This is a genomic window from Lysinibacillus sp. NPDC093692 (assembly GCF_050280125.1).
In the GTDB taxonomy this organism is placed as follows: domain Bacteria; phylum Bacillota; class Bacilli; order Bacillales_A; family Planococcaceae; genus Lysinibacillus.
The window spans coordinates 1-16254 of record NZ_JBNNUW010000023.1 but is presented as its reverse complement, the minus strand read 5'-3'; the positions used below and the strand labels follow the sequence as shown (position 1 = coordinate 16254).

The window sequence follows — 16254 nt, the reverse complement described above, 5'->3', positions numbered from 1 at the left end:
AGCTGCCCTGTATAACTTATAGGAGCAGCTTTGTATGTTGTATTTATTTTTTTACGAAATCTTGCATTTTTTCTTAGAACAACCCTACTGCATGTCCTTCGTTATCTACATCCATGCGTAAGGCAGCTGGTGCTTTTGGTAAACCTGGCATTGTCATAATATCTCCTGTAAGACAAACTAAGAATCCTGCACCCAGTTTTGGAATCACTTCACGGATTGTGATAGTAAAGCCTTCTGGACGTCCTAAAAGACTTGGTTGGTCAGATAAAGAATACTGTGTTTTCGCCATACAAATCGGTAGAGAATCCCAGCCGAATTTTTCGATTTGAGCAATTTGTTTTTTCGCTTGTTCAGTAAATTGTACATCTTTCCCGCCATACACTTTTTGAACAATCGTACGAACTTTTTCTTCAACGGACTCTGTTACATCGTATAAAGGAGAGAAGTTATTTTCTTCTTCTAATACGGCTACTACTTGCTCAGCTAAGGCTAATCCACCTTTACCGCCTTCTTCCCAAACATTTGTACGAGCTATACGAACATGATTTTCTTGACACCAGTTCAGGACTGCTTCTAACTCAGCTTCTGTGTCCGTAATAAAACGATTTAAGGCGATAATCGGTTCAACGCCGAATGTACGAACCGTGTCGACATGTTTAGCTAAATTCTCGATTCCTTGTAAAAGCGCTTCAACATTTTCGCCAACTAGCGCTGTTTTTGGTACACCGCCATGCATTTTTAAGGCACGAATAGTAGCCACAATGACAACGGCACTTGGTTTAAAGCCTGCTTTACGTGCTTTAATGTTCATGAATTTTTCAGCACCTAAATCTGAACCGAAGCCAGCCTCTGTCACAACGATATCAGCTAGCTTACGAGCCGTTTGTGTCGCCATAATTGAGTTACAGCCATGTGCAATATTGGCAAATGGCCCACCGTGGATAATGGCAGGTGTTCCTTCAAGCGTTTGCACTAAGTTTGGTTTAAAGGCATCTTTTAATAATAATGTTAAAGCCCCTTCCACTTGTAGATCTCGCACGAATACTGGTTCACGCTCAAAAGTATAACCGATTACGATACTTGCTAATCGTTCACGTAGATCTTCAATGCTTGTAGCTAAACAAAAGACTGCCATAATTTCTGATGCAACAGTAATATCAAAGCCGTCCTCTCGTGGCATCCCTTGTACAGGACCACCAAGACCCACAACAACTTTACGAAGAGTGCGATCATTTAAATCCATTACACGCTTCCAAATAATACGGCGAGGGTCAATGTTTAAAGCATTTCCTTGGTGGATATGATTATCAATAAAGGCTGATAATGCGTTATTCGCCGTCGTAATAGCGTGGAGGTCGCCAGTGAAATGCAAGTTTATATCCTCCATCGGTACAACCTGTGCGTATCCACCACCTGTTGCACCACCTTTCACGCCCATTACTGGGCCAAGTGATGGCTCACGTAAAGCAACAACAACGTTTTTATTCAATTGATGAAGTGCATCAGCAAGTCCAACCGTTACAGTTGACTTCCCTTCACCTGCTGGAGTTGGACTAATGGCAGTAACTAATACTACCTTTGCGTCCTCGCCATGTGCTGTTATTTTTAGTGGGTCAATTTTTGCTTTATAGCGACCATACTGCTCAAGTGCATCCTCTGGAATACCTGCATCTTTCGCGATTTCTGTAATAGGCTTCATCACCGCTTGATTAGCGATTTCTAAATCTGATAAAGGTTGATTAGTCGTTGTCATTTGGCATCCTACTTTCTATGTTGTTAATTTCCATTATAGACTTTATTGTGAAAAAAATCATAGGAAGTTATACAAGCATTTCGACAAACAATTGACAACTTTGCTCAATTCATGTATGTTCTTAATGAAAATGCATTTTTTCACATTTTCTCAATTATTTCACGACTTAGTTGATTTTATTCTACTTTCAAGCGCATGGGAGGCGAATGCTTATGCAACAGGGAATCGTAAAGTGGTTCAATAATGAAAAAGGTTATGGCTTTATTGAATGTGATGATGGAGAAGATGTATTTGTACATTTTACGGGAATCCAAGAGGAAGGCTTCCGTACACTTGAAGAAGGTCAAAAGGTATCATTTGATGTGGTGGAAGGCAATCGAGGTCCACAGGCGTCAAATGTTGTAAAATTTTAAGTACAAAGGAGCTGTTCATTTGATGAACGGCTCCTTTTTTCAAATGCTCTTCATAGATCTTTTAAACTCTTTAACCTCAGCTATTGATCCAATAAAAAGCTCCTGGAAAAACTAGCGTTTCCTTCGTTCTATCAGTATCTTTAAGTGTAACCCCAAACGGCCCTTCATTTAATTGACCTAGCGCCATAGTAGCCGCAGTAACTTCGTCATAAAAATCTAGGCGAATATTTGGCAAGTGTAGGGAAATAAACTTTTCTTGTTGTTCAGGCTCTGGTAATTGTAATACTTCCCCCCATAGTTTCACTGTAGCTTGCACATCTTTTACATAAAATTGTACAGACTCCATCGATATGGGTTGATCGCTCTTAATGGCTCCATTTGCTTTTAATTGCGCAATACGTTCCTCGTCTGTATCAGCCCACTCAATCAAAAAAGGGAAATCAATTTCCAGCCCCGGTTTCCCAAAATGCAAGAGCTTCCATTCAACTACGGAGCCGTCTGGTCTTGTACGACTACAATCATCAGGTCCATATACTTCGAAGCCAAGTGCACGTAATCGTTGTCCCTCTTCCTTAATATTTTTTGTACGCAACGCAATTCTTGAAAAACCATAGCGCTCGTTTGTATGTTTAAACGTATAATGTAGTGAATAAGGTAATTTCACTGCATTTTCAAATAATTGACGATCATAGATGGCTATTTGCTCAATATAGTTTAATCCAAAGTAGCTTAACGTATTGAATGTCCCCCACATTGTATGTTGACCACCGTTAACTGTATGGATATTACGTTTATTTAAGAAAATCTTTGTATTCTCTGGTGATTGAACTTGATGAACTAAATGGTCAAAATATAAAGACATGACTCCCCCTCCTTTTTTCTCTATTATATACTTTACCAGTTAGTTTTGTTGGTTTAAAATAAAATTAGGAATGTTGCAATTATTTTAAATACTCAGCACCAAGATGATTATCACTCTGATGGGTCATCAGAAAAGATTTTTCATTTCCAAAAATCAATGAAGAGGTGATTAGAATGACAGACAAAGTTGCTGCTTTTAAACAAGCATTAGGTAATTATCCAACAGGCGTAACGGTAGTCACTGCTTGTAATGACGCAAATGAACCTTTTGGCTTAACTGTCAATTCCTTTGCATCCGTTTCTATAGATCCACTCCTTATTTTGTGGTCGCTCGATAAAAAATCACAGCTACATCCATATTTTACAGTAGCTCAAAAGTTTGCTGTTAATGTTTTAGCGTATAATCAAGAGCATCTATGTACACTATTTTCAAGCAAAATTCCAGATCGCTTCGCTCAGGCTAACTGGTCAACTTCTGTATTAGGTGTTCCAGTTTTGCATGATACTGCAGCCATTTTACAATGTAAAACATTTCAGCAAATCGATGCTGGAGATCATACAATATTTATCGGGCAAGTCCTAGAAATTGACAATGCACAGAAGGAGCCTTTACTGTATCATCGCAGACATATTGGTGAAATCCCAAAAAGTTTTTATGAGTAGGCTATAAGAATATACGCAAAACCAGGATGATTCGCCGTGATCATCCTGGTTTTTGAAGTTGAACTTTTTTATTATGTGGTTTTTAATACAATTTAAATGATAAGCCCCTTCAGATTAAGTAAAAAAATAGTCGGCTCCGTATACCCTAAAAAATGCCGGCTATATATGTTAAGGAAATATCCCCCGTGACTTAGAAACATCTGTTCACCTATCATCACACCTTTTACTTTTTCTGTGGAAATCTCTGCTTTTCTAATCTGTTAATTTGCACAATGACTCCATCTTGAATCGTAATGTTTACTTCTCCAAACTCCAAATTTTGAATTGCCTTTGCAATTGCCTCTAGCTTTTTGTCATCTACTTTTGCCTGTTGAGTCATCCGATACACCTCTTCTTTTATTTTTTGTACAAAAGAGCAAACGCGTCAATCATAGCCCCTTATCCCTTAGGAGCTCTCCTAGGTTTGACCTATACCATTTGTTATCGTAGAAGCCTCATTTTGTGCCAAGTCTCTACCGCTCCCGATAAAAGAATTACGTTTCTTGGAAATAATTCTATAATTCAGAAAACCTATTGTCAATATAAACATTAGAAAACTTAGTTGTTTACTAAGAAATTAAGAAAAATGAGGTTTATCTATTAGTTATGCCAGTTAGTATCAACTCATTCTTCATAGTACAAAAAAAACAAAAATAAAAACTGTGTAGAGTCTATTTTTCCTCTACACAGCTTTATTCATTTATAAAAGATCTATTAATGCTTCTGCTGTCTTTTGCTTGCCCATAACCTTTATCGGTTGGCCGTTAGCCGGTACAATCCAGTGAGGCTCATCGCCACCATATAAAGATTGTGAGCTGTTAGCTACCATAAACTGAGCGTTGGCTGATTCCATTCGTAGACGTGCACGGGACATTAAAAATTCCTCATCATCTGTTGCCTCAAGTTTAAAGCCCACTAATGTAACTTCCGGATTCCATCCTTTTATTTGACCTAATACTTTAGGTGCCTTTTTAAAGTGGATGATAGGTGGCTCGTCAGATGGCATTTTGCCTGCCTCCTCCATTAGATTCCCAGACTGGTCATACACTTTGTCAATTAGCCAATCAGAACCGGCAGCCGCCATAATGACGATTTCCACATGCTCTTCTTGAACAGCATGTCGAACTTTCTCGCCTAAATCTTCAATACCTTCAAATCGAATGGTACGCATTTTATCTTTATTCGCTGGAAGCTGTGCGAAATAACCATGCATATACAATACGTTTGCCCCAGCCGCTAGTGCCGCTTCCGCTAAATAACAGCCCATCGATCCTTTCGATAAATTCGTATGCCCACGCACACGATCCCATTTTTCAAGTGTTCCCCCACTTGTAATGAGTACGGTCTTCCCTTGTAATGTCCCCATACACTCACCTTTTTTCTAATCAATTTCACCTTGGCGACATTGTGGATGTCGCTTTGCTTTCGCTACAGATAAACAATCCGTGACATCCGCCGGAGGCTTTGGGCCAACATATGTTTTCTGAGCCAAAGCGCAGTGCTAACATATGTTGGTCACTCGATCGTCGCCACAGGACGTGGCGTCCTTAGACTGAGTTCCTCTATATCAGTAGGTGCTTGGACACCAACTGAATAAGTAATCAAAATTGCATCCATCTCACCACCTTTAGAGGTGGGAATCTTCTGTACCTGTCGTTACGCATTCGGTACAAAAAAGATCTGCTGAATGAAGTTAAATATACAAATACTATTTTAGCGTAATGCTACGTTTTGCTTCAATGATGTTTTTATAGAGAAAGTTGCTATCCTTTATGACTTACATACAAATCAATTCCTATTTTGCTCTTTTAACCAGGAACTTAAGATTTCCGCAAATTTTTTGGTCACTGGTGATGCATGGTGTTTCATTGCAATTCCAATTGTCCGATAGCCACCTTGTTTTAACGGTATAGCTTTTATCGAAGGCGGCAAATTATTCGTCACTAATTTCGGTAAAATACTAATTCCAAGTTGGTGAGAAATCATCGACGTGATTCCTACCTCTTCTGATAGTTCAAAACGAATATTTGGCTTCACGTGATATTGCTCTAACAGTACTTTTACATCATTTGTTCCTTTATGTGAAGTCATGATAAATGGCATGTCTTCCAGTTCCACAATATCAATTTCTGCTTTATTATAAAGCGGACTTTTATCAGAAACGATACATAGCAACGGATCTTGCTGTAGTTCTATAAACTGAAATTGCTTCGACTTTTGACCATTTAAAAATCCTGCATCCACCTCTCCACTCAATAGCCATTGTTCGATTTCATAATAATCTCCCTCACGTAATTCAACTTGTATACCAGGAAATTGATTGTCCATAATTCGAACAATTTCCGGCATCCAGTTTGACGAAATACTTGATATTACACCAATTCGCACTTTCCCTCGAGTAACACCGAGTATATGTGCTGCTTCTTGCTGTAACAGTTCCTCTGCATCGAGGACATGCCTCATTGACCTTAACATTGCATCTCCTTCACTTGTTAACGAGACACCCGTTCGACTTCTGTGAATAAGTGCAAAGCCGAAATCCTTTTCTAAACTTGAAACAGCATGACTTACAGCTGATTGAGTTAATCCTAATGCCTCTGCAGCTTTTGTAAAGCTAGCTACCTCAGCCACTTTATTCAAAATCTCATATTTGACTAAGCTCATTGTCTTGTCCTCTACATACATGAATTTTTTTAATACTGATTATTATAAACATTCGTTTTACTAATCACAATACAAGAGATATAGTAAATTTTAGGTTAAAAACTGTTTTAGTACACAGAATGTAGGTGAGCATAATGAGTATCCAAGGAAAAGCAAATTTATTAATGGTTATAGTGACAATGTTTTGGGGATTATCTTATACCTTTATGGTAATGGGGCTTGAAACATTGGCTGTTTATAATGTGGTGGCATTGCGTTGTATCATTGCATTTTTTGCAGCAGGAATCATCTTTTATAAACGCATGATTATGGCCGATGCTAAAACTTTAAAATATGCGGCTATTCAAGGCTTTATATTATTCATTGTGTTCGCTCTAAGTTTATTTGGACTTGAAACAACTTCGGTATCAAATGCTGGCTTTATTTTAAGTCTAACAGTTGTCTTAGTACCTATTATCAGCAGTTTTATTGAAAAGAAATTACCTTCAAGAGCAGTTAGTTTTGCGATTGTTTGTACTATGATTGGGATTACAGTTTTAACTGCCCACGGTTCATTTGCCTTTCAAAAAGGGGATATTTTAATAGCCATGGCTGCACTCGGCTATTCGATTTATTTACTGTTAAACAGTACATTTACGCGTAACGTTGAATCCATTTCATATGGCATTTACCAGCTCGGTTTTGCTGGATTTTATGCACTCGTATTAACATTCATTTTTGAAACACCTACACTTCCAAATACAACGACTTCTTGGATTGCTATTATTGGACTCGGTGTCATTTGTAGTGCATTTTGTTTCGTAGGTCAAACTGTTGCACAACAGTTTACTTCTGCTACACATACAGGACTAATATTTTCCTTAGAACCAATCTTTGCAGCGATGTTTGCCATGATGTTTTTAGGAGAAGGATTAACGATAAAAGTATTAATAGGTGGTAGCTTTATTCTAATTGGTAACCTTGTTGCTCAATTAGAGCAGCTTCATGTGTTACGCTTTATAAAAAAACACGACCACGAAAAAGCGATTCATTAAATCAATTTTGAAACCTTTCTACACAAATAAACAGAGTGATGCATGTGCAATCACTCTGTTTATCGTATTGTACTAAGGAAATATTCCCTATTATGTGAATGAAGATGACTTTCAATCACCTTTCACTAGGCTATGTCGTCATAGGTTCAATTGTAGGCTCAGCAAATACTACGATGACACCTTGTTCTACGAGATGAGAATAGTAAGCGGTTTGTCCCTCTGTAAGATCAAAACGCTTTAATCCTTCCGTCACAGCCGATTCACCGGTAAACCAAGACTTAAATTGATCTACCCAATTCCCTGCCTCATGGGTTTTAACATTAATACCCCATTCTACATCCTCAAATTGGCTTGGATCCTTTGCAATAACATGAATGTCCTCTATTTGATATGCTTCTAATCGCATACTTTCTAAAATATGAAGCATTTCTTCCCTTGTATGGGCCACTTCAATTTGTGGGCTTTGTTCATTTATCATGTTCAATTCCTCCTAACTTGTATGGCTTACTAACTATCTACCCTTCCTATTCAAAAACAAACATATTTTGCCCATTCTTTTCCGAACTGTAATATATGTTATTTCTTTGTGAAATATGTCTATCTTTTGAAACAACAAAAAAACAGACAATGGAAATGCATGAACGAGTTTCCATTGCCTATCATTTATTTGTGGTTTTAGTGCCCAAGGAAGGCCTTTAACATCCATGTATGCTTTTCAAGGGACTGGTACATAGCATTCAGTAAATCCTCTGTTCGATCGTCCCCTTCTTCTCCTGCAAGTCCCATTGTTGAATGTAAAGATTTCATAATTTTTTGGAAATCTGCAATGGTTGTAACCACCATTTCCTCCGTCGTCTCATTCCCAGTCGCTTCCTCAATAAAGGACAGTTCAAGATGTTCTTTTAACGTAGCGACTGGTTGTCCATCCTTCGAAAGAATGCGCTCTGCAATTTCATCTAGATTTAATGTTGTTTCATTATATAATTCTTCAAATTTTGCATGTAGTGTAAAGAAGGCATTTCCTTTAACATACCAATGATAATTGTGCAATTTCGTATAAAGTACAGACCATGTAGCGACAAGTTTATTTAATTGTTTGTTTAAGTTTTGTGTCATTGTTTCTCCTCCAATGTGCCAGTTGTTCTAGCCATTAGTATGCGTAGCAAAGTGTATTTGCTATACACACATTTTTTTCCATTAACACATTTTTAAAGGTCATTTGATTGGCAATTTGTCTCACTACACAATTAGACTATTTAAGTTCCTTACGAATTTCCTTAATTTTTGTCACTGGAAGCTTCGAAACCTCTGCAATCCATTCGTCTTCAGCACCCTTTTCAAATAAACCAAAAATTATTTGTTTCATGCCACGTTCAATTCCCAGCTCAATGCCCTCCTGCCTTTCTAATTCCAATACTCCAGCAAGTGTCGGTGGTAAATCTTCTTTATATTGATGCAACATTTCTTCCTCCCCTCTAATTTCCTCTTTTACATCTCTTACAAGTTGCTCAGACATAGCTCTTGGTAGTTTCAATAAATAATCAATAAAATAAAGCAACGTCATTTACTTCTGCTCGTTCAACATTTTTTAATGACCATACTTCTCTTAGTAAAGTTCTTTTGTACGTACTACGAAGACTCATTTCATTTTTTGTACGATTCAAATAAAGAGATGCTAGTAATGCTTTACTAAGTAGCTTCGTTGACTTTTTCAATTCTTCTTCATCAAAATCAGATACAACAAATTTATTAAAAGTGTACATTAATTCTGTACCATAATACTTTTCATGATACCGGTTCGTGCTATTAGTACTCTTATTCGTAAAAATAGCAATAGCCACAATCTTCTTACCATAAGGATCCATTGCTCTTTCCCACTTTTCAGATGAACCTTCGCAATTTGGTCAGCTATTTTGCGCCCTTGACGTTGCTCAATAATTTCTTTGAAAAGCTCCTGTTGTAAAAACTCCACTTGCTTTGAAAAATTCACTTCTGCATGTAACTCTGGCAAAAAGAACAACAAAAAATCTTCAAACAAATCCGCAATTAACTTCTTCCATAAATTATCTTGATTCACTTGGCTAAGTTTATATACGTCTGGTTTTTCCCAAACTAACTGCATTATAACTTCATTCCTCCTCCTTTCTTTACATCCATTATACTAAACACGAACATAAGTTTCTACGCTATTATTCTATTTTTAAAAATATTTAAACTATTCTCTATAATTATTTCACTTTCCGAAATAGTTTCGTTATAATGGAGACACTTACACATAAGGGGTGTTGATTGATGGAAGTATTACGAAAAGATGTACCATTAGAAGAAACGTGGAATTTAAAAGATTTATTTGAAAATGATGCGGATTTTGAGCCTATTTTAGCTCAGCTTGTAGAGGATGCACTAAGCTTTGAACGCAAGTATCAAGGTACAATTACGGATGCGCAAAAAGTAATTGAAGTTTTAACAGCTTTTGAAGCATTACAAAAAAGCATTGTCCCTATTGGCACATATGCAAATTTAAATAGTCAAACAGATCTTACAGATAATGTAGCGCAAATGCGTTCTGCCAAATACAGTACTGCGGTGGGTAAAATAAGTAGTGCATTTTCTTTCGTACGCAGTGAATTACTAGCACTGGACGAAGCGATTTTACAAGAGGCCACTGAGTTGAGTCCTATTTACAAAGTTTACTTAGAGGAATTGTTAAAGCAAAAGCCTTATCAGCTGCACCCTGAAGTGGAAAAAGCATTAGCTGCATTTAGTTCAACTTTTAAGACACCTTATGAAACATATAATACGACAAAGCTTGTTGATATGCATTTTGGACAGTTTGAGGCAAATGGTGAAAAGCATCCATTAAGTTTTGTATTATACGAAAACAACTGGGAGTTTGAGGCTGATACAAACGTACGTCGTGCTGCATTTGAAGCATTTTCTAGTAAGTTACGAGATTATCAGTACACAACTGCCAAAATTTATAACACACATATTCAACAGGAAAAAACAATGGCGGAATTACGAGGCTTTGACTCTATCATTGATTATTTATTGTTTGATCAGGATGTTGATCGCTCACTTTATAACCGTCAAATAGATCTTATTACAAAAGAGCTTGCGCCTCATATGCGCCGTTACACAAAGCTTATTCAACAAGCGAACGGCATCGAGAACATGACTTTTGCAGACTTAAAAATAGCGTTAGATCCAGAGTATGATCCAAAATTAACAATGTCGGAAGCAAAAGAATATGTTGAAAATGCATTATCGGTTATGGGCGAGGATTACAAGAACATGATTGAAAAGGCATTTAACGAGCGCTGGATTGATTATGCAACAAACAAAGGAAAATCTACTGGGGCATTCTGTTCAAGTCCATATGGTAATCATCCTTATATTTTAATGTCTTGGAATGAACGTATGAATGAAGTATTTACGCTAATTCATGAGCTAGGACATGCAGGTCACTTTGTGAATGCACATGCCCATCAATCTTATTTTAATAGTCGTCCTTCGTTATACTTTATCGAGGCACCATCAACAATGAATGAAATGCTTCTAGCCAATTATTTATTAACCCATAACGAAGATCCTCGTTTCAAACGTTGGGTTATTTCAAACATTGTGTCCAAAACATACTATCATAATTTCGTCACACACTTACTAGAGGCAGCATACCAACGAAAAGTATATGAATTAATTGACGCAGGTGAAGCTGTTAATGCTTCAGTTTTAAATCAATTAAAACGTTCTGTCCTTGAAGATTTCTGGGGCGAAGCTGTCGACATTTCTGAAGGTGCAGAACTTACATGGATGCGTCAGCCACACTATTATATGGGCTTATATCCATACACATACAGTGCTGGCTTAACAATTTCTACACAAGTATCCAAGCGTATCTTAAAAGAAGGTAAGCCGGCGGTAGATGAGTGGTTAGCAGTCCTTCAAGCTGGCGGTACGAAATCACCTGTAGAGCTAGCTCAAATGGCGGGTGTCGATGTTACAACAGACCAGCCGCTTCGAGATACGATAGCTTACATTGGTCACCTCGTTGATGAGCTTGAACGATTAACGACTGAAATGGAAGCTATCAAAAGTTAAACAAAGCTTAGAACCATCTATGCTATTTCTAAAGCGTAGATGGTTTTCTTTTTCTAGTTCTAAGTTGGAAAATATGTTCATATAATAGAATCAGGGCGTCCTTTTTTTGATATTTCTAAATAGACAATCATTTTTCTTCATACAAATGTACCGTTATTATTAAGTAGATGCAATTTATTTAGCAAAATTCGACTAACAATTTTCAAAGGAAGTGTTTCTAATTATGGTAAAACGTAATGATCCATGCCCTTGCGGTAGCGGCAAAAAATACAAAAAATGTTGTGAAGGCAAACAGCAGGTTACAGTAGAAACTGTAGCAATCGAAGAATTAGAACGTGTACTACAAACATTTTACTTAGAATATCCAGAACGCAAAGATGTTCGTGCTTATATCGAGCATGTAGGTACATGGCAGCCTAAATTAGAGAGCGTACTACAAAGAGAGCTAATTGAAGCAATCGCGTTAGACGACTTCTTCTTCCATCAAGAACCATCTATTTGGAAAGGTTACTTAAAGAAAACAAAGAAAAAAGCGGTAAGACCTTCTACAGTAAAAGTGTTAGAAGGCTGGTCACAACCTCGTCTATTTATTGGTTCTGTGTCTGTTGTAGAAGAAAAATATTTCAAGGCTACACATGTGTTATCAAAAGAAGAAATTTATATTCGTCGTGAAAATGATAAACCAATCCCTGAAGGTATGCATGTCTTTGCATTCATCTTACCGGATGGTACAAAAAAATCAGAGCATTATTTAGCTGTTTCAACGCTAATCTTCTTCCCGGAAGATCACGCTAAAGTGTTTGAGCAATTTAATAAAAATTTCGAGGCTTCTGAGAAGAAGATTGGCGCATTCTTAAAAGAAGAGCATTTATCCTTCTGGGAGTTACTTGTGTCAAACGGTTATAAAGGCGAGGAATTCACGAATTTTGAGAGCAATGTAATCACACAAGTAAAAGATTTCCTTGAGCAAAATGATCGTGAAACAGCTCCTATGTTAGAGCTTTTAGAAGACTACTTAATTGAAGGACAACCATCTGCGCGCAAAGAGGCTGCGATCGCTGCTGGTGCGATTCGATATGGTCAAGAGAAAGAGCTGTTCGAGCCGCTATCAATGACAGTAAAAGAAATTGCGGCGACGTTCGATATTTCAGCTTCCTCTCTCACAAAATACTACCAAGACTTAAGTACCTACGTTGAAACTAAATAATACTTAAAATTATATTGCGCTACACGCTCTAAACAGATCTTAGAGTGTGTGGCGCATTTTTTCACCATAGAAAAGCTACATTTGTTATCGGTAGTGAACCAACAACAAAGTAGCTTATTTTACGGTAATTCTTTCGAACATATTGTTATTTATGCATCGAATTGAGTTAAAATTTTTTTATCATTAAGCTTTACTTTATATAAACATAGACCGTTTAGTACTATGATTACTTCAAAGATATTTTTGCAATATGTGAAAACATTATTTACTATATACCTTCATGAGCTCTTCTCCAAGAAATTGTAGTCGCTCGCCTATTGTGCAGGCTTCAATACAGAAGCGATGAGCTCCAGATTTTCCACGCTCTTTTCGTAATTGCTTGATCACTAAGCAATCAGCACAATACATATCATGTAGTTCATCAATATCTTTCATAACCGTCACTTTATCCAATTTGAACTCTCGCTCCTTTCACGTCCAAATTTCGCTTCTTACTATTATGAAGTGAACATTTTGAACAAGCAACTATTTTGTTTATCCATATTTATCTTCAACTAAAATATTGTGAAAAAGCACTATTGATGTACAATTAATGTAAAATCTAAATCAAAAAGTGGGGATTTTATGTTAGAAGTTTACATTGATGCTGCTAGTGCAGGAAACCCTGGCCCCAGTGGTATTGGAATATTTATTAAAGGTGAGGGCCACCATATACAAATAAGTGAGTATATAGGACAGACTAATAACCACATTGCCGAGTTTACTGCATTAGTTCGCGGACTTGAGGAAGCACTCAAGATTAGTTCAAACCTAATATCAGTGCGCTCTGATTCAAAAATTGTTGTAGCCTCTATGGAAAAAGAATATGTGAAAAATGAGGAATTTAAACCTTATCTTGAGCAGGCACTTACACTTGTAAGTAACTTCGATTTATTTTTTATCAAATGGGTTCCAGATACGCAAAATAAAGCTGCAGATGCACTTGCACGTAAAGCCATTCAAAAGGAAAAAAATTAAACTTCGGGGACTGTCCCTTGTCTTAAACCAAGAGCCGGTCTCTCCCTTTATCCACATTCACTTTATTTAGATACTTAATATCCCCCAATATTTCATTTTTATCATCTTCAAATACATTCTTCTATAAAACTGCGTTCCTATAAATGTCATTCCCCTTCCATAAGAAATACGTTTACCTTCTATTATCCCTGACTTTAGATAACGAGCCATAAATTGGATGATTTCCTAATTATTATTAGTAAAATTTGTATCTTTAATGTTATTTTATTGACATACTATTGTAATATTACAATGTTAATATCATTTATGTATTAAGTTTTTGAATATTTAGGAGGATACATATTATGAAAAAGAATAAAAAGTATAGATGGGGTATGAAATTAGCTACATTGGTTTTAAGTTCATCTGTACTTTTTTCAACAATTGACACAGCATCGGCGGCAACTTATACAGTAAAATCTGGTGATTCTTTATGGAAGATTGCCAATCAGTACGGTGTTTCCTATCAAACTTTAATGAAATGGAATAACTTATCTTCTTCAACCATTCGCGTTGGACAAAAGTTAAACGTTAATACTACATCAACATCAACAGTTAAACCAAAACCAATATCTACACCTAAACCAACTGCTAGTCTAGTACAAATTGCTAAACAACAATTAGGCGTAAGATATACATTTGGCGGGAGTAAACCAAGTACAGGTTTTGATTGTTCAGGCTATGTTACTTACGTTTTTAATAATGCTGGTATTTCGACTGCTCGTAAGTCAGCAGCAGGCTTTTATAGTACAGCTAAAAAAGTAAGTTCACCCAAAGCAGGCGATTTAGTATTTTTCTCTAATACGTATAAAGCTGGTATCTCACATGTAGGCATTTATATTGGAAATAACCAAATGATTAGCGCGAGTAACAATGGTGTTTCCACTGCTAACATCAATAGCACTTATTGGAAAAAGCATTTTGCTGGATATGGTCGTTTATAATGCAAAAGAAAAACAGTTGGGATATCTTTTATTAAAAGTCAAGTTATTTTCTACTGTTAAAGATTTAACAATATGACAAATAGAATGTTACACATTATAATAGTTTTTTGCAGAATTAGTTGAAGGACTAATTCTGCTTTTATTTTTATATAGATGTAGCTTTTTAATAAAGTTCAATTAAAAGTAAGTTGCAAACGCTGATTTTCTACAGAAAGAACAACTGTTTTGAAACAAGGTTTGATCAAAACAGTTGGTTCTTTATTTATCTAGTTTGGTTTTTATAAAAAAGTTTGATTATTTCGGGATGAGAATATTCAATTAAAGCACCCCATTACTTTAAGTGAAGAATTTCACAACCCTTATTAGAAAGAGAAGAACGGTGACCTTCACCTCTCCAAAGACACTAACGTAGGGTGTTTTCAAGGATGTAACCATTCTCCCACGTTCCTATAAGTATAAATCGATCATCGTTGCTGAATTCCCCAAAACAAGCATATTGTAGTTCTTCAACTAAAATGGGTTCTAAATCATCGTATCGCAGGATTAAAACTGTCTCACTATATGTAAGGATAATATATCGTCCATCGTTTGACTGGTGCATATGTTGAAAATAACCGAAGTGGTCAGGATAATCTTGTTCTGATAAACAGACTTTCTTTAAAATTTCTTTAAACTGTCCATCAAGTATAACTATGTCATAATCTTGAACCACAATATATACGTTTTAATAGAGTTAAAGATGATGGAATCCCAATTCCGAATTTCTAAGTTATCTAATATTTCTATGGACTCTTTATTTATTGGTTCTTTAACTTTTACTATTTTTTCGACTCGGTAATCTTCATTATTTACATAACTCAAAGTAAATAAATAGGCACTTTCAGCCTGGATAAAGTGATTAAAATAAATTAGGGGAATTGAATCTTTAAATTGCGTTAGTACTCTAAACTCACCCTTCTCAATGTTGATTAATGCCAGTTGATGTCCGTCTTTCGTTTTCAATGTATCAAGGATAATGAATGAAGTATTAGTTAAAACAAAGTCCCCTTCAACAAGTTGATATTTTTTATTTGATTTAATGCTTTTGATTAACTGAAATCCAACCGTTTCATACACACATACAGTACCGATTGTGTTTTTTATATATAAATAATCATCATTGTCTGAAAAATGAATATCTCCTGGATTATTGGGTTTACTAAGCTCCTTTATTTTTTCCCAAGAACCTGTATCATAAATAATTGTTTTACTGCCCATTGTATGGCATAAAAAACGATAGGCATTCGAAAATTTAATTTGATAAGAGGTTTTAAATTTTTTGATTACATTCATATGAAGCATACAAACAGCCCTTTAATAAATATTTTTACACGCATATTCTCATCTTATCCCTACTTGCACTAACCTGCACCGTTAGTTCAATAAAGAAAAACATACTAAGATTAGTAGTGCAGACCAAGGCATTGGTTCGTACTACTATTTTTTTATATAGTAGAGGTGAAGAATAGGTCGGGCAGCT

The 16254-nt window shown here is 36.2% G+C and carries 19 protein-coding genes; 7 read left to right on the top strand and 12 right to left on the bottom strand.

The annotated features are described in order from the left end of the window. Positions 1 to 73 precede the first annotated feature (73 nt). A complete protein-coding gene (locus ACQKN4_RS20155) occupies positions 74 to 1753 on the bottom strand; it encodes a formate--tetrahydrofolate ligase (RefSeq protein ID WP_079560082.1) in 1680 nt (559 codons plus the stop codon). Between the two features lie 212 nt (positions 1754 to 1965). Between ACQKN4_RS20155 and ACQKN4_RS20150 the strand changes: the two genes are divergently transcribed. After that, positions 1966 to 2166 carry a cold-shock protein gene (locus ACQKN4_RS20150; RefSeq protein ID WP_079560081.1) on the top strand — a complete coding sequence of 67 codons (201 nt, stop codon included), beginning with the start codon at positions 1966 to 1968 and terminating at the stop codon, positions 2164 to 2166. A 76-nt stretch (positions 2167 to 2242) separates the two neighbouring features. Here ACQKN4_RS20150 and ACQKN4_RS20145 read toward each other — a convergent pair whose 3' ends face one another. Then, positions 2243 to 3028, bottom strand: coding sequence for a VOC family protein (locus ACQKN4_RS20145; protein ID WP_427484636.1), 786 nt, complete (start codon positions 3026 to 3028; stop codon positions 2243 to 2245). A 173-nt stretch (positions 3029 to 3201) separates the two neighbouring features. Here ACQKN4_RS20145 and ACQKN4_RS20140 point away from each other — a divergent pair, with 173 nt between their 5' ends. Then, entirely contained in the window at positions 3202 to 3690 is a 489-nt protein-coding gene (locus ACQKN4_RS20140; protein ID WP_079560079.1) for a flavin reductase family protein, read from the top strand. A gap of 223 nt (positions 3691 to 3913) precedes the next feature. On the opposite strand, the gene ACQKN4_RS20135 is transcribed toward ACQKN4_RS20140, so the two are convergent. The 3 genes from ACQKN4_RS20135 to ACQKN4_RS20125 all read right to left on the bottom strand — a co-directional run bounded on the left by ACQKN4_RS20135 (position 3914) and on the right by ACQKN4_RS20125 (position 6393). Continuing rightward, entirely contained in the window at positions 3914 to 4069 is a 156-nt protein-coding gene (locus tag ACQKN4_RS20135) for a YezD family protein (protein WP_079560078.1), read from the bottom strand. 360 nt (positions 4070 to 4429) lie between these two features. After that, a complete protein-coding gene (locus tag ACQKN4_RS20130; protein ID WP_427484635.1) occupies positions 4430 to 5095 on the bottom strand; it encodes a phosphopantothenoylcysteine decarboxylase in 666 nt (221 codons plus the stop codon). A 422-nt stretch (positions 5096 to 5517) separates the two neighbouring features. Beyond that, positions 5518 to 6393, bottom strand: a complete 876-nt coding sequence (locus tag ACQKN4_RS20125; protein WP_079560076.1) for a LysR family transcriptional regulator — start codon at positions 6391 to 6393, stop codon at positions 5518 to 5520. 134 nt (positions 6394 to 6527) lie between these two features. Here ACQKN4_RS20125 and ACQKN4_RS20120 point away from each other — a divergent pair, with 134 nt between their 5' ends. Beyond that, positions 6528 to 7427: a DMT family transporter gene (locus ACQKN4_RS20120; protein WP_427484634.1), complete on the top strand. Its 900-nt coding sequence runs from the start codon at positions 6528 to 6530 to the stop codon at positions 7425 to 7427. A 130-nt stretch (positions 7428 to 7557) separates the two neighbouring features. Here the strand turns inward: ACQKN4_RS20120 and ACQKN4_RS20115 are convergent, their stop codons facing one another. From ACQKN4_RS20115 to ACQKN4_RS20095, 5 genes are all read right to left on the bottom strand, one after another. Further along, positions 7558 to 7905 carry a general stress protein gene (locus ACQKN4_RS20115; protein WP_079560074.1) on the bottom strand — a complete coding sequence of 116 codons (348 nt, stop codon included), beginning with the start codon at positions 7903 to 7905 and terminating at the stop codon, positions 7558 to 7560. A gap of 197 nt (positions 7906 to 8102) precedes the next feature. Further along, positions 8103 to 8543 carry a Dps family protein gene (locus ACQKN4_RS20110; RefSeq protein ID WP_079560073.1) on the bottom strand — a complete coding sequence of 147 codons (441 nt, stop codon included), beginning with the start codon at positions 8541 to 8543 and terminating at the stop codon, positions 8103 to 8105. 136 nt (positions 8544 to 8679) lie between these two features. Then, positions 8680 to 8961 carry a hypothetical protein gene (locus tag ACQKN4_RS20105; RefSeq protein ID WP_427484633.1) on the bottom strand — a complete coding sequence of 94 codons (282 nt, stop codon included), beginning with the start codon at positions 8959 to 8961 and terminating at the stop codon, positions 8680 to 8682. Positions 8962 to 8968: 7 nt separating this feature from the next. Beyond that, positions 8969 to 9190, bottom strand: a complete 222-nt coding sequence (locus ACQKN4_RS20100; RefSeq protein WP_427484632.1) for a hypothetical protein — start codon at positions 9188 to 9190, stop codon at positions 8969 to 8971. Then, complete coding sequence (locus ACQKN4_RS20095; RefSeq protein ID WP_427484631.1) at positions 9190 to 9549, bottom strand: hypothetical protein; 360 nt, start codon at positions 9547 to 9549, stop codon at positions 9190 to 9192. The genes ACQKN4_RS20100 and ACQKN4_RS20095 overlap by 1 nt, the downstream gene beginning before the upstream one ends. A gap of 170 nt (positions 9550 to 9719) precedes the next feature. Here ACQKN4_RS20095 and pepF point away from each other — a divergent pair, with 170 nt between their 5' ends. Together pepF and ACQKN4_RS20085 are read left to right on the top strand one after the other, a co-directional pair. Continuing rightward, the gene (gene pepF / locus ACQKN4_RS20090; RefSeq protein WP_427484630.1) at positions 9720 to 11528 is read left to right on the top strand and encodes an oligoendopeptidase F; all 1809 of its coding nucleotides are present in this window, start codon (positions 9720 to 9722) and stop codon (positions 11526 to 11528) included. A gap of 223 nt (positions 11529 to 11751) precedes the next feature. Continuing rightward, positions 11752 to 12735, top strand: coding sequence for an SEC-C domain-containing protein (locus ACQKN4_RS20085; protein ID WP_427484629.1), 984 nt, complete (start codon positions 11752 to 11754; stop codon positions 12733 to 12735). Positions 12736 to 12996: 261 nt separating this feature from the next. Here the strand turns inward: ACQKN4_RS20085 and ACQKN4_RS20080 are convergent, their stop codons facing one another. After that, positions 12997 to 13188, bottom strand: a complete 192-nt coding sequence (locus ACQKN4_RS20080) for a zinc-finger domain-containing protein (protein ID WP_197144123.1) — start codon at positions 13186 to 13188, stop codon at positions 12997 to 12999. A gap of 171 nt (positions 13189 to 13359) precedes the next feature. On the opposite strand from ACQKN4_RS20080, the gene ACQKN4_RS20075 reads away from it, so the two are divergent. Together ACQKN4_RS20075 and ACQKN4_RS20070 are read left to right on the top strand one after the other, a co-directional pair. Further along, on the top strand, positions 13360 to 13752 hold the full coding sequence (locus tag ACQKN4_RS20075) for a ribonuclease HI family protein (protein WP_079560067.1): 393 nt from the start codon (positions 13360 to 13362) through the stop codon (positions 13750 to 13752). A gap of 344 nt (positions 13753 to 14096) precedes the next feature. After that, positions 14097 to 14735: a C40 family peptidase gene (locus ACQKN4_RS20070; RefSeq protein WP_079560066.1), complete on the top strand. Its 639-nt coding sequence runs from the start codon at positions 14097 to 14099 to the stop codon at positions 14733 to 14735. A gap of 690 nt (positions 14736 to 15425) precedes the next feature. Here ACQKN4_RS20070 and ACQKN4_RS20065 read toward each other — a convergent pair. Further along, positions 15426 to 16067: a hypothetical protein gene (locus ACQKN4_RS20065; protein ID WP_427484628.1), complete on the bottom strand. Its 642-nt coding sequence runs from the start codon at positions 16065 to 16067 to the stop codon at positions 15426 to 15428. Between the last annotated feature and the right edge of the window lie 187 nt (positions 16068 to 16254).